Origin of the sequence: Roseovarius sp., assembly GCF_965228755.1 — a bacterium.
Classification (GTDB): domain Bacteria; phylum Pseudomonadota; class Alphaproteobacteria; order Rhodobacterales; family Rhodobacteraceae; genus Roseovarius.
The window spans coordinates 1,797,630-1,810,269 of the sequence record NZ_CBDDIG010000005.1; the positions used below are offsets into that span (position 1 = coordinate 1,797,630).

The window sequence follows — 12,640 nt, forward strand, 5'->3', positions numbered from 1 at the left end:
CTGCTGCGCTATCCTTAATTTGATCAAATTACAGGTGAGAGATGAAAATCGGCATCCTGATGACCGGCCACGCCGTTCCGGAACTCCTGGAACGGACGGGGGATTACGACGCGATGTTCGCCCGCCTTCTGGCCGGGCACGGCTTCACGTTCGCAACCTACAACGTCGTCGATGAAGAATACCCCGAGGCACCGGACGCCTGCGACGGCTGGCTCATCACCGGCTCCAAGCACGGGGCCTACGAAGACCACCCCTGGATCCCCCCGCTCGAGGAATTCATCCGCGCCGTCTATGCCGACGGCCGCCCGATGATCGGCGTCTGCTTCGGCCACCAGATCATCGCCCAGGCCCTTGGCGGCAAGGTGATCAAGTACCCCGGCGGCTGGTCGGTCGGGCGCACCGAGTACACGCTCGACGGCGAAACCCTCGCGCTCAACGCCTGGCACCAGGATCAGGTCGTCGAACTCCCGCAAGACGCCGAAGTCATTGGCAAATCCGACTTCTGCGCCAATGCCGCCATGGTCTATGGCGACCGCATCCTGACCATCCAGCCGCACCCGGAATTCGGCCCCGACGTCGTCGACGACCTGATCCGCCTGCGCGGCAAGGGCGTCGTCCCCGACGACCTGCTCGAGGGCGCCAGCCGGGGGCTCGACGCCCCCACCGATGCCGCCCGCTTCGCCGACCGCATGGCGGCGTTCTTCAAGAAGGGAGCCTGAGACATGGCCGACTGGACCGCGAAACTGCCCGAGGCCGCGCAGGCCTATCTCGAGGGCCGGCGCCTCGACGAGGTGGAATGCATCATCTCCGACCTGCCCGGCATCGCCCGCGGCAAGGCCGTGCCGGCCTCGAAATTCACCCGGCAGAAGCACTTCCACTTGCCCGATTCGATCTTCTTCCAGACCATCACCGGCGACTGGGGCGAAGCGGCGGGCGACGAGGGCTTCATCGAGCGTGACATGATCCTGAAGCCGGACATGTCCACCGCCACCGCCGCGCCCTGGACCGGCGACTGGACGCTTCAGGTGATCCACGACGCCTATGACCGCGACAACGCCCCGATCCCCTTCTCGCCGCGCAACGTGCTCAAACGCGTGGTCGAGCTCTACCGCAAGCAGGGGCTCGAACCCGTCGTGGCCCCGGAAATGGAATTCTACCTCGTCGCCCGCAACCTCGACCCGGCCAAGGCGATCGAGCCGATGATGGGCCGCTCCGGCCGCCCCGCCGCCGCGCGCCAGGCCTATTCCATGACCGCCGTCGACGAGTTCGGCCCGGTGATCGACGACATCTACGACTTCGCCGAGGCGCAGGGCTTCGAGATCGACGGCATCACCCAGGAAGGCGGCGCCGGCCAGCTCGAGATCAACCTCCGCCACGGCGACCCGGTCAAGCTCGCCGACGAGGTGTTCTACTTCAAGCGCCTGATCCGCGAGGCCGCCATCCGCCACGACTGCTTCGCCACCTTCATGGCCAAGCCGATCGAGGACGAACCTGGCAGCGCCATGCATATCCACCACTCCATCATGGATATCGACACCGGCAAGAACGTCTTCGTCGGCCCCCAGGGCGGCGAAACCGACGCCTTCTACCACTTCATCGGCGGCCTGCAGAAACACCTGCCCTCGGCCATCGCCATCCTTGCACCTTACGTCAATTCCTACCGCCGCTACGTCAAGGATCACGCCGCCCCCATCAACCTCGCCTGGGCCCGCGACAACCGCACCACCGGCATCCGCGTGCCCCTGTCGCCCCCCGAGGCGCGGCGCATCGAGAACCGCCTCGCCGGGATGGACTGCAACCCCTATCTCGGGATCGCGGCCTCGCTCGCCTCCGGCCTTCTGGGCCTGATGGAAGAGGTCCGCCCCGACCCGCAATTCCGCGGCGACGCCTATGCCGGCGAGTCCGACATCCCCGACGTGCTCGGCAACGCGCTCGACGTCTTCGAAGAGGCCGAGGCGCTGCACGAGATCATCGGGCCGGATTTCGCCCGCGTCTACTCGATCGTGAAACGCGCCGAGTACGAGGAATTTCTGCAGGTCATCAGCCCGTGGGAGCGCGAGCATCTCCTCCTCAACGTCTGATCCGGTGGCAGGCGGCGCGCAGTGAGTATTTGGGGAAAAGTGAAAGCATGAACCTGCTCTACGCCAACGACCGTCCGGGCGAATACCCGCCAAGCTGGTACGCCGCCACGGTGGACCCGCTGGAGCCCTTCGCGCCCCTCGACGGCGACACGCGCGCCGATGTCTGTGTCGTGGGCGCGGGCTATACCGGCCTGTCGGCGGCACTGCACCTGGCCGAGCAAGGGCTCGACGTGGTCCTGCTCGAGGCGCACCGCGTGGGCTTCGGCGCGTCGGGCCGCAACGGCGGCCAGCTCGGCAGCGGCCAGCGGATGGATCAGCACTTCGTCGAGAAACAGGTGGGCCGAGACGATGCGGCAAAGCTCTGGGCACTGGCGGAGGACGCCAAGGCACTGGTCAAGTCGCTGATTTCAAAGCACGATATCGACTGCCACCTGAAACCCGGCATCGCCCACATGGCCTTCTCCAACCGCGAGGTCGAGGAGGAACACGCCTATGCCGACATGCTGGCCGAACGCTACGACTACCCCCATCTAGAGAAGCTCGACCGCGCCGCCGCGCAGGCCCTCTGCCCCTCACCGAAATACGTGGGCGGCACGCTCGACATGACCGCCGCGCACCTGCACCCGCTGGCTTACGCCCTTGGGCTGGCCCGCGCCGCGCACAAGGCGGGCGTCCGCATCTTTGAGCGCACCGAGGTGCAGCAGATCGCCGAAGGCAGCCCCGCGAAACTCACCACGGCCAAGGGCACCGTCACCGCCGATCACGTGATCCTCGCCTGCAACGGCTATCTCGGCGGGCTCAACGGCAAGGTCGCTTCCCGCGTCATGCCGATCAACAACTTCATCGCCGCCACCGAACCGCTGGGCGACGACGCCGCCCGCGTGCTGACGCGCGACGTGGCCGTGGCCGACACCAAGTTCGTGGTCAACTACTTCCGCCTCAGCCACGACAACCGCCTGCTCTTCGGCGGCGGCGAAAGCTATGGCTACCGCTTCCCCGCCGACATCGCCGCCAAGGTGCGCAAACCGATGACCGAGATCTTCCCGCACCTGCACGATATCCGCATCGACCACGCCTGGGGCGGCACGCTGGCCATCACCATGAAGCGCCTGCCCTACCTCGCCCGCGTCGCCCCCAACATCCTGACGGCCTCGGGCTATTCCGGCCACGGCGTCGGCAACGCCACGCAGGCCGGCAAGCTGATGGCCGACGCCATCGCCGGCGATGCGGCAGGCTTCGACACCATGGCCCGCATCCCCACCACCCCCTTCCCCGGCGGCACCGCCCTGCGCTCGCCGCTGCTGGTGCTGGCGATGACCTGGTTTTCCCTCCGCGACCGGCTCGGCATCTGAGGCCAACTCCCTGAAACATCGGCAATTCCGGCACGGTCCCGCCCCCGGCGGGCCGTTGCAAAAATTTTGCTTTGGCGCCGGGCCGGCATGGTGTAGGAGTTTCGGAAAAGCCGAAGACCAGTTTCAGGAAACCCGAAGACATGACCCTGCCCCCCAACGTCTACGACGCCGAGCCCATTCCCGAAGCCGCCCGCGCCGAGATCGAGCAGATGCTCCAGTCGGGCGATCTCTTCCGCTACACCGCCCCGGAAAACGCCCCCGTCACCCTGCTGGAACGGGATTTCGCGGCGCATATGGGCTCCAAGTACGCCCTCGCCGTCAGCAGCTGTTCGGCGGCCCTCTTCCTCTCGCTGAAGGCCCTCGCCCTGCCGCGCGACGCCCGCGTCCTGATCCCGGCCTTCACCTTCGCCGCCGTGCCCTCCTCGGTCATCCACGCCGATTGCATCCCCGTCCTCTGCGAGGTGGGCGACAATTATCGCATCGACATGGCCGATTTCGAAGCCCGGCTCGACGACGACATCAGCGCCGTCATCATCAGCCACATGCGCGGCCACACCTCCGACATGGACGCGATCATGCGGCTCTGCGACGCCCGCGATATCCCCGTGGTCGAGGATGCCGCCCACTCGCTGGGCACCACCTGGCACGGCCGCAATATCGGCACGCTGGGCCGCGTCGGCTGTTTCAGCTTCCAGTCCTACAAGCTGGTCAATGCCGGCGAGGGCGGGATCCTGATCACCGACGATGCCGACCTCGTGGCGCGGGCCGTGATCATGTCGGGTGCCTACGAACACAACTGGGCCAAGCACATGACCGGCGCCGATGCCGCGCTCGATGCCGCCTTCGCCCGCTGGCAGAACCAGCTGCCCCTCTATAACCTGCGGATGAACAACCTCTCCGCCGCCATCATCCGCCCGCAGCTGGCCGAGATTGCCCGCCGCGTCCGCGACGGCCGCGCCAACCACGACTATGTCGCGGCCCGCCTCAATACCTCCCCCTGGCTCCAGGTGCCGGACAAGCTCGCCCCCGAAGACCGCGCCCCCGACTCGATCCAGTTCAACACCGTGAACCTGACCGAGGACGAAACCCGCGCCTTCGCCGCCGCCGCCGCCGACCGGGGTGTCAAGGTGCAGGTCTTCGGCCTGTCGACTGACAACGCCCGCGCCTTCTGGAACTGGCAGTTCCTGCCGGGCGACCGCCCCGACCTGCCGAAAACCCGCGCCATGCTGATGAAAGCCTGCGACGCGCGCCTCCCCGCCCGGCTGACCAGGGCAGAGCTCGACGTGATCGCCGACGCGCTGCTGCTGGCCGCGCAGGACGTGATGGGCGAGGATCGCGCCTACGGCACTTGACCCAAGGCGCGCCCCGCCCTCTCATGCCGGCATGAGCACCGATTACTCCGACGGCGCGGCCTGGATCCGCGGCCAAATCCTCCCCATCGCCGAGGCCACGATCGGCGTCACCGACTGGGCCCTGACCCATTCCGACGTCACCTATGACGTGGTCCCGGTGTGGGAAGGCGCGTTCTTCCGTCTCCCCGACTACCTCGACCGGTTCGAGCAATCGATGCAGGCTTGCCGCATGGATGTCGGCCTCTCCAGCCCCGAGATCGAAGCGGCGCTCAACGCCATGGTCGCCCGCTCCGGCCTGCGCGCCGCCTATTGCGCCATGGTCGCCGCCCGCGGTGCGCCCCTCATCCCCGGCAGCCGCGACCCCCGCGACTGCGCCAACCACTTCTACGCCTGGTGCGTGCCTTACGTGCATGTCCTGACGCCTGAAGTGGCCGAGGCCGGCGCGCGCCTCCTCCTCCCCGACGACATCCGCCGCATCCCCAAGGACAGCGTCGACCCCCGCGCCAAGAACTACCACTGGGGCGACTTCACCCAAGGGCTCTTCGCCGCCAAGGACCAGGGGCTCGACAATGTGGTCCTCGCCGATCACGCGGGCAACGTCACCGAAGGGCCGGGCTTCAACATCTTCGCGCTGAAAGGCGATACCGTCACCACCCCCGACCGCGGCGTCCTCCAAGGCATCACCCGCCGCACCGTTCTGGAACTCGCCCGAGAGGCCGGCCTGAAAACCGAGGAACGCCCCCTCCCCATTGCCGAGCTCCTACAGGCCGACGAGGTCTTCCTCTCCACCTCCGGCGGCGGCGTCGTCCCGGTGGCGCAGATCAACGACCGCAGCTTCGGCAACGGCCGCCCCGGCCCCACCGGCACAAGCCTGCGCGCACGCTATTTCGATCGGCTGAAAGACCCGGCCTACCGCACCGAGGTCACCTACGACGCGACCTAGATCACCGTCAGCGCATCCTGCAAAAACGGATACCGCGCCAGCGCCGGCTCCACCACGCTCTTGCGCAGGATCGGCCGCAGCGTCTCGGCCACCCGGCCGGGCATGTCCTGCAGTATCCCCTTCCGCGCCGTCAGGCTGATCGTCCGCGACAGGGGCTCCATCGGCAGTTCCATCACGTCGAGCTGATCCGCGAACCGCCGCGCCCGCATCAGCGCCAGCGGCGTCAGGATGGTCCACCCCGCCCCCTGGCCCACCAGCGCACAGATCGCGTGATAGCTGTCCAGCTCGAACCGGTGCGGCAGGCTGATATTCTGCCGCGCCAGGTGCGCCGTCAGCAGCCGCCCCATGTAATGCCGCTGCGTATACTGCACCAACGGCAGCCGCTTCAGCTGCCGCAGCACGTCCTTGCCCGGGTCGACCACCCCCTTCGGCGCGGCCACGAGGAACCCCTCCCGCAACAGCGGATGCACCTCGACCCAGTCATCCTCGGCCCCCAGCTCGGCGGCTACGATCACGTCCAGCGCGCGGGAATCCAGCAGCTCGTACAGGTAATGGCTCGCCCCCGTCTCCAGCAGGAACTGACACCCCTTCAGCTCCGCCGCCATGTGGGTCAGCAATTGCGGCGTCACGTCCGCCTCGAAATCCTCGATCATCCCCAGCCGGAACCGCGTCAACAGCGACAGGTCCGACATCGCCAACTCCGCCCGCGCCTGCGCCGCCTCGTTCAGGATCACCTGCGCCCGCCGCTTCAGGATCTCCCCGGCGGGCGTCAGCCGCACGGGCCGCGCGTTGCGCTGCAACAGGGTCGCCCCCACCGCGCTTTCAAGGTTGGTCAGTTGCTGGCTCACCGCCGAGGGGCTGGCCCCCAGCCGCTTGGCAGCGGCGGAAATCGAGCGTTCGTCGGCCGTGGCCATGAACACCTCGATGCCCCACAGGGTGATCCGTCCGGGGCTGTCGACCATGATCGGGGCCCCGCGCTACTTGCCCATTTTCGACAGCTTGTCCTGCAGGTCGGCGAGCTGCTTCTTGATCTCGTCGAGGTCTTCCGAACTGTCGTCCTCGTCGCCCCCCGCCACCGGCGCCGACGGCATCCCCGGCATCTTCATCTGCCCGGTCATCGCCTTCAGGAAAGCGGCCTGCTGCGCCCGCATCGCCTCCATCCCCGGCATCCCCGCCAGCGGGTTGGCCTTGGTCATGTTCTCCATCATCTGCGACTGCCCCTCGCGCAGCATGTCGAAACTGGCCGCCAGGAACTCCGGCACCATCGACGTGGCCTGCGTGGTATAGCTGCGGACAAGGTCGTTCAGCACGTTGATCGGCAGCACGTTCTCGCCCCGGCTCTCATGCTCGGCGATGATCTGCAACAGGTACTGCCGGGTCAGGTCGTCGCCCGATTTCAGGTCGATGATCTGAACGTCGCGGCCATCGCGGATGAACTCGGCGATATCCTCCAGCGTCACGTAATCCGACGTCTCGGTATTATAGAGCCTGCGGCTCGCGTACCGTTTGATCAGCAATGGTTTTTCGGATTCGGCCACGGCGCGTTCTCCCAAGATGCAGCACTGCAGCGAAGCTTAGACCGGCGCATTTCAAAATGAAAGGGCTGGCCTTTCGGCGTGGCCTTAACAGACATCGACACAGGCCCCCGCGCGGAATTCAGGACGAAGCCCGCCAGCCCCACCTCCGGGCCAGCAGTCCCCGAAACTGTTCCCGACACTTGTTGTGCGTCGGTCCGTCGGCAATGCGGCAAGCTCAGCTTTCCATGGATACGTCGGCGACGTCATCACCCGAAAACCGCACCGACAGAACATGATCGGTCACCTTCCCGGGAAGGCTGAAGTCGAACACATTGTTGTTTCCGTCGTCTTCCTCGCTCCACGAGCCCACCAATACGAGTGAATCAACAATCCGGGATGCGTCGGGCGAGGACGTTCCGAACGTGTTCGAAAAATAGTCGGCATCGAGTTCGTCGAGATGATGCTCGACAAACAGCGTCACGCTGTCTTCGCCTTCAGGTCTGCCAAGCAAAGAACGGATCGCCGACCGCGCCTTTTCCCGTTTTTCTTCATCTGTCATGATGCCCTCCTCGCCGCCGCTACAGATCGTAGGAAGACTATGCTCTTTGCGGCAGGGCAAACAAGCACCCCGTGCGCCGTGGCTTCGTAACCGGGCCACACCACGCCCCGCCGATGCGCGGCTCCTCACTGCCGGAACTGCAGGACTAAGCCACCCCGTGCTGCCGTGGATTCAGCTGCGCCGCAGCGAAGGTCCGGAAGGAGTTGAGTTGACACCCGACCCTGAGACTGCGTGTCTTTTACTCCATCAAAGTCGAGAAACGGAGGTAACGCCCGTGAGATTTCTTGGATGGATACTCCCGGCCACCGTTCTCCTTCTGGCCGGGTGCCAGATAGCGCCCGGAAACGTCGACGCTCTCTATTTTCCTGTCGGGACGTTCCACCGCCCCGATCACGGGGTCAAAGGCGAATACTCCTCCAATGAAGGGTTTTCGAACCAACTGAGAAGCATGAAAGAAGGGCGACTGACCGATTACCCGGATCGCAACCCCGTCTTCCGCCTTTTCGTAAGCCCCAGCGGCGAAGCCGTCGCATCAACTATTTGTTCCGCCTGGACAAGCGGGCAAGCGGTCACGTCCTGATCTTCAAAGCCTCGAATGCACCTGCGACCGGGTCGGGCGATGGCAGAACAGGCGTGGCCGACGAGTTCGAGCAGTCCCTTTCGGAGGCGGAGGCGCAGACGCTACGCGACCGGTACGAAGAGTTGAACCTCTGCAACCAGCCCGTTGACAGGCGCGAGGTCCAGGACGGGACCAATTGGGTGATAGAGGGTTTCAACGGATCCAATGAATACTGCGTTCGTCATTACATACATGACCCGGACGGCAAGCGCTTCAGGGCTTTCCATGACACGTTGTTCAGCATGATCCCCCAAAAGTTTCGAAAATTCCGTTGGTGATGTGACTTATGAACGGCTTCAATCCCCCCACACAAAAACAAAGGGCGAGCCTTGCGGCCCGCCCTTCCTGATCATACCCAACTGGGAGGATTAGGGTATGAAATCAATGCGCCTTACTTGGCTGCAGCCGTGGCTTTCTTGGTGGCTGCGGACATGTCGTCGGTCGCCTTCTTGACGGCCTTCGTGGTTTCTTCCTGCATGTCCTTGCCGGCAGCCATCAGAAGCTCGACGGTGTCCATCTGAACTTTCTTGGCGACTTCAGCGAAAGCGGCCATGTTCTCGGCGGCCACTTCGGCATTGGCCGATGCGAAATCGGTCATCGCCTTGGCATAGTCGGCCGGCTCGGTTTTCGCCTTGGAGACTTCTGCCAGTTTCGACAGGGTTTCCTTGGTCCACTTGCTCGAGATCTCGGCCGATTTCTCGGCGGCGGTCAGGGCCACGCCCGACAGTTTCTCGTTCAGGGCAGCCTGATTCTTGAAGGCGTCTTCCATCGCCTTGGTGTCCACGGGGAAAGACCCCATCATGTCTTTCATCATCGTGTTGAAGTCTTGTGCTTTTGCCATTGGTCTTGGTCCTTGGTTTGCTGTGCTCCCGGAACCGTCCCGGGCTTTCTGCGTCTGCAACCTATATACGTGCTGCACTGCAGCATTTCAAGCATTTTTTCTGCAGTGCAGCAAAACCGTCATGAACCGGCAAAAGCCAAGGCGCGTCAGAGACTTGCCTTCTTCCGCACATATGTCCCCGGCGCCGGCGCCAGCGGCGGATGCTCCGAATCGCCGGGTTCCCGTGCGGCAACCTTCTTCCCCGACCGCTTCCGCAGCCATTTCTCCCACAGCGGCCACCACGACCCCTCGTGATAGGTGGCCCCCTCCAGCCATGCCTCGGCCGTCCCGGTGTGATCGTCGTTGGTGTAATGGCCGTATTTCTTCTTCGACGGCGGGTTCACGATCCCGGCGATATGCCCCGATTCCGACAATATGAACGTCCGGTCCTTCGACCCGGTCTGCCGGAACCCGCGAAAGCAATCCTTCCACGCGGCGATATGGTCGCTCTGGCAGGTGACGGCGGTGATCGGCACGTCGACATCGCTCACATGCACCGTCTCCCCCAGCAGGGGAAAGCCGTTGGTCACGAACTCGTTCCGCTGGCAGAGGCCCCGCAGGTACTGCATCGCCATCTTCCCGGGCAGGTTCGACCCGTCCCCGTTCCAGTAGAGCAGATCGAAGGCCGGCGGCGTCTCCCCCATCATGTAGCTCTTGACGGCGGGCGTATAGACAAGGTCGTTCGACCGCAGGAACGACATCGTCCGCGACATGATGAACGACCGCATCAAGCCCTGCGCCGCCACCTCCTGCTCGATCCCGTCGATGAAATCGTCTTGCAGGAACGGCGTGAACTCCCCCTGCTCGCCGAAATCGGTGAGCGCGGTAAAGAAGGTCGCCGACTTGATCGATTTGTCCCCCCGCTTCTTCAGCAGCGACAGCACCATGTGCAGCGTCGTCCCGGCGATGCAGTAGCCCACCGCGTTGACCTGCTTCTGCCCGGTGATCGCCTTGACCTCCCGCAGCGCGGCCAGGAACCCGTCCTCGACATACTCGTCCATGCCCGTGTCGGCAAAGCTCGCATCCGGGTTGACCCAGGACACCACGAACAGCGTGTACCCCTGCTCGGTGATCCACTTGATCAGGCTGTTCTGGGTCTTCAGGTCGAGGATGTAGAACTTGTTGATCCACGGCGGAAAGATGATGAGCGGCGTGGCATAGACCTCCTCGGTCGCCGGCGCATACTGGATCAGCTCCATCATCCGGTTCCGGTAAACCACCTCGCCCGGTGTCGTGGCGATGTTCTCGCCCAGCTCGAAGGCGCTCTCGTCGGCCAGCCGCACGACCATCTCGCCGTGGTTCGCCTCCAGGTCGGCCACCAGGTTCTCGAGCCCCTTCACAAGGCTCTCCCCCTCCGTCGCCACCGCCTTTTCCAGCGCGTCCGGGTTGGTGCCAAGGAAATTCGTCGGGCTCATCATGTCGATGATCTGGCGCGAGAAATACTCCAGCCGCCGCTTCTCCTTCGGCTCCATGTCGTCGAGATCGGCCACCGCCTGCTCGACGGCCTGCTTGTTCAGCGCGTATTGCTGTTTGACGTAGTGGAAATAGGGGTGCGTCTCCCACAACGGGTTGGAAAACCGCTTGTCCCCCTTCAGCGGGTCATCGGCCGCCTCGCCCTCGTCATGGGCCACCTTGCCCTGCGCCAGCGCCTGCTGCGCCTCGAGGAAATGGCGCACCGACTTGCCCCAGTATTCCAGCTGCTGCTCGTAGATCTTCCCCGGATTCTCGAACATTTCCTGCCAGTAGGACGTGGCGGCCTTGGTGAACAGCTCCTGCGACGGGCCGTTCAGGCTGGGGTTGGGCGGCCGGCGCGAGGCCAGCGCCTGCACAAGGCGCTGCGAAAGCTCCTCCACACGCTCGAGGTTCTGGTTGAGCCTGTCGAGATTTTGTCCCGTCACATCCTCTTGCGTTGCCATCTTGGCGAATCCCTCGTAAGTTTCTGCTATGCAGCATATCGTCCACTGGTTGGAGGGGCAGTGCGACGATTGGAACCGGCAGGACCGGGTTAGGAGACGACGATGCGTCACATGATGACCTATGATCTGATGGAAGCCCTCCGCAACACAAATCAGTGGCTGGGCGCCACCGCCCTCTCGATGTCATCCTATCCAATTTTCAGCATGGTGCCAAACCCTGCGTTTCAATGGATGGCCGCCTGGGGCGAAGTCACCGAACGCACGTTTCAGCGCATGGTCGCCAAGCCCGACTGGGGCATCGACTCGATCACCGGCGAGGACGGGCGCGACCACCTGATCAAGATCGAGACCGTGGTCGAACGGCCCTTCGGCGACCTGATCCACTTCGACGTGCAGGGCCGCGACGAGATGGACCGCCGCGTTCTGCTGGTGGCGCCGATGTCGGGCCACTACGCCACGCTCCTGCGCTCGACCGTCCGCTCGCTCCTGCCCGACTGCGAGGTCTACATCACCGACTGGCACAACGCCCGCGACATTCCCGTGTCCGAGGGCAAGTTCGACGTCGAGGATTACACCCTCTACCTCGTCGACTTCATGCGCCAGCTGGGCTCCGACCTGCACGTGATCGCGGTCTGCCAGCCGGCGCCGCTGACGCTCGCCGCCACCGCCTACCTGGCCGAGCAGGACCCCGACGCACAGCCGCGCTCGCTGACCCTGATCGGCGGCCCGATCGACCCCGATGCCGCGCCCACCGACGTCACCGATTTCGGCAGCCGCGTCACCATGGGCCAGCTCGAGGAAATGATGATCCAGCAGGTCGGCTTCAAGTACAAGGGCGTGGGCCGCATGGTCTACCCGGGCCTGCTTCAGCTCACCTCCTTCATGTCGATGAACGCCGACCGCCACAGCACCGCCTTCCTCAACCAGATCACCCGCGTCGCCCAGGGCGAGGCCAGCGACCGCGACCCGCACAACAAGTTCTACGACGAATACCTCGCCGTGATGGACATGACGGCGGAATTCTACCTCTCCACGGTCGAGCGCATCTTCAAGGATTGCGAGATCGCCAAGAACACCTTCACCGTCGAAGGGCGCAAGGTGGATATCGGCGCCATCACCCGCGTCGCGGTCAAGACCGTCGAGGGCGGCAAGGACGACATCTCCGCCCCCGGCCAATGCGTCGCGGCGCTCGACTTGCTGACCGGCCTGCCGGATGACAAGAAGGCCAGCCACCTCGAACCCGACGCCGGCCATTACGGCATCTTCGCCGGCCGGTCGTGGCGGAACAACATCCGCCCGCTGGTGCTCGATTTCATCGACGCCAATTCCGAGGATCCGGCGGCCCGCGCCCGCACCAAGCCCAGGAACCGCAAGAAGAACGTCACCAGGCTGACCGCCGTCTGACCGGCGGCGCGACGGTC

The 12,640-nt window shown here is 64.7% G+C and carries 12 protein-coding genes; 7 read left to right on the forward strand and 5 right to left on the reverse strand.

The annotated features are described in order from the left end of the window. The first annotated feature begins 41 nt into the window (after positions 1-41). The 5 genes from ACO07J_RS12455 to ACO07J_RS12475 all read left to right on the forward strand — a co-directional run bounded on the left by ACO07J_RS12455 (position 42) and on the right by ACO07J_RS12475 (position 5,728). On the forward strand, positions 42-719 hold the full coding sequence (locus ACO07J_RS12455) for a type 1 glutamine amidotransferase (RefSeq protein WP_422029297.1): 678 nt from the start codon (positions 42-44) through the stop codon (positions 717-719). Positions 720-722: 3 nt separating this feature from the next. Next, positions 723-2,081, forward strand: coding sequence for a glutamine synthetase family protein (locus tag ACO07J_RS12460; RefSeq protein WP_422029299.1), 1,359 nt, complete (start codon positions 723-725; stop codon positions 2,079-2,081). A gap of 47 nt (positions 2,082-2,128) precedes the next feature. Then, positions 2,129-3,433, forward strand: a complete 1,305-nt coding sequence (locus ACO07J_RS12465) for an NAD(P)/FAD-dependent oxidoreductase (RefSeq protein WP_422029301.1) — start codon at positions 2,129-2,131, stop codon at positions 3,431-3,433. Between the two features lie 140 nt (positions 3,434-3,573). Further along, on the forward strand, positions 3,574-4,785 hold the full coding sequence (locus tag ACO07J_RS12470; RefSeq protein ID WP_422029303.1) for a DegT/DnrJ/EryC1/StrS family aminotransferase: 1,212 nt from the start codon (positions 3,574-3,576) through the stop codon (positions 4,783-4,785). Between the two features lie 31 nt (positions 4,786-4,816). Continuing rightward, positions 4,817-5,728, forward strand: coding sequence for an aminotransferase class IV (locus ACO07J_RS12475; protein WP_422029305.1), 912 nt, complete (start codon positions 4,817-4,819; stop codon positions 5,726-5,728). Here ACO07J_RS12475 and ACO07J_RS12480 read toward each other — a convergent pair. From ACO07J_RS12480 to ACO07J_RS12490, 3 genes are all read right to left on the reverse strand, one after another. Beyond that, positions 5,725-6,690 carry a LysR family transcriptional regulator gene (locus ACO07J_RS12480; RefSeq protein WP_350081038.1) on the reverse strand — a complete coding sequence of 322 codons (966 nt, stop codon included), beginning with the start codon at positions 6,688-6,690 and terminating at the stop codon, positions 5,725-5,727. The genes ACO07J_RS12475 and ACO07J_RS12480 overlap by 4 nt on opposite strands. Positions 6,691-6,705: 15 nt before the next feature. After that, positions 6,706-7,266, reverse strand: a complete 561-nt coding sequence (gene phaR / locus ACO07J_RS12485) for a polyhydroxyalkanoate synthesis repressor PhaR (RefSeq protein WP_422029308.1) — start codon at positions 7,264-7,266, stop codon at positions 6,706-6,708. Between the two features lie 214 nt (positions 7,267-7,480). After that, the gene (locus ACO07J_RS12490) at positions 7,481-7,804 is read right to left on the reverse strand and encodes a DUF2004 domain-containing protein (RefSeq protein ID WP_422029310.1); all 324 of its coding nucleotides are present in this window, start codon (positions 7,802-7,804) and stop codon (positions 7,481-7,483) included. Between the two features lie 540 nt (positions 7,805-8,344). Here ACO07J_RS12490 and ACO07J_RS12495 point away from each other — a divergent pair. Further along, on the forward strand, positions 8,345-8,701 hold the full coding sequence (locus tag ACO07J_RS12495) for a hypothetical protein (protein ID WP_422029312.1): 357 nt from the start codon (positions 8,345-8,347) through the stop codon (positions 8,699-8,701). A gap of 113 nt (positions 8,702-8,814) precedes the next feature. On the opposite strand, the gene ACO07J_RS12500 is transcribed toward ACO07J_RS12495, so the two are convergent. Together ACO07J_RS12500 and ACO07J_RS12505 are read right to left on the reverse strand one after the other, a co-directional pair. Next, positions 8,815-9,264 (reverse strand): phasin, PhaP, encoded by a 450-nt coding sequence (locus ACO07J_RS12500; protein WP_422029314.1) that lies wholly within the window; start codon positions 9,262-9,264, stop codon positions 8,815-8,817. Between the two features lie 146 nt (positions 9,265-9,410). Then, positions 9,411-11,219: a PHA/PHB synthase family protein gene (locus ACO07J_RS12505; RefSeq protein ID WP_422029316.1), complete on the reverse strand. Its 1,809-nt coding sequence runs from the start codon at positions 11,217-11,219 to the stop codon at positions 9,411-9,413. A 102-nt stretch (positions 11,220-11,321) separates the two neighbouring features. On the opposite strand from ACO07J_RS12505, the gene phaZ reads away from it, so the two are divergent. Then, a complete protein-coding gene (gene phaZ / locus ACO07J_RS12510) occupies positions 11,322-12,623 on the forward strand; it encodes a polyhydroxyalkanoate depolymerase (RefSeq protein WP_422029318.1) in 1,302 nt (433 codons plus the stop codon). The last annotated feature ends 17 nt before the right edge of the window (positions 12,624-12,640 follow it).

Coding starts and splice junctions, on each gene's coding strand:
- ACO07J_RS12470 (WP_422029303.1), top strand. CDS start 3,574: ATGACCCTGCCCCCCAACGTCTACGACGCCGAGCCCATTCCCGAAGCC.
- ACO07J_RS12465 (WP_422029301.1), top strand. CDS start 2,129: ATGAACCTGCTCTACGCCAACGACCGTCCGGGCGAATACCCGCCAAGC.
- ACO07J_RS12505 (WP_422029316.1), bottom strand. CDS start 11,219: ATGGCAACGCAAGAGGATGTGACGGGACAAAATCTCGACAGGCTCAAC.
- ACO07J_RS12490 (WP_422029310.1), bottom strand. CDS start 7,804: ATGACAGATGAAGAAAAACGGGAAAAGGCGCGGTCGGCGATCCGTTCT.
- ACO07J_RS12455 (WP_422029297.1), top strand. CDS start 42: ATGAAAATCGGCATCCTGATGACCGGCCACGCCGTTCCGGAACTCCTG.
- ACO07J_RS12475 (WP_422029305.1), top strand. CDS start 4,817: ATGAGCACCGATTACTCCGACGGCGCGGCCTGGATCCGCGGCCAAATC.
- phaZ (WP_422029318.1), top strand. CDS start 11,322: ATGCGTCACATGATGACCTATGATCTGATGGAAGCCCTCCGCAACACA.
- ACO07J_RS12480 (WP_350081038.1), bottom strand. CDS start 6,690: ATGGTCGACAGCCCCGGACGGATCACCCTGTGGGGCATCGAGGTGTTC.
- ACO07J_RS12460 (WP_422029299.1), top strand. CDS start 723: ATGGCCGACTGGACCGCGAAACTGCCCGAGGCCGCGCAGGCCTATCTC.
- ACO07J_RS12500 (WP_422029314.1), bottom strand. CDS start 9,264: ATGGCAAAAGCACAAGACTTCAACACGATGATGAAAGACATGATGGGG.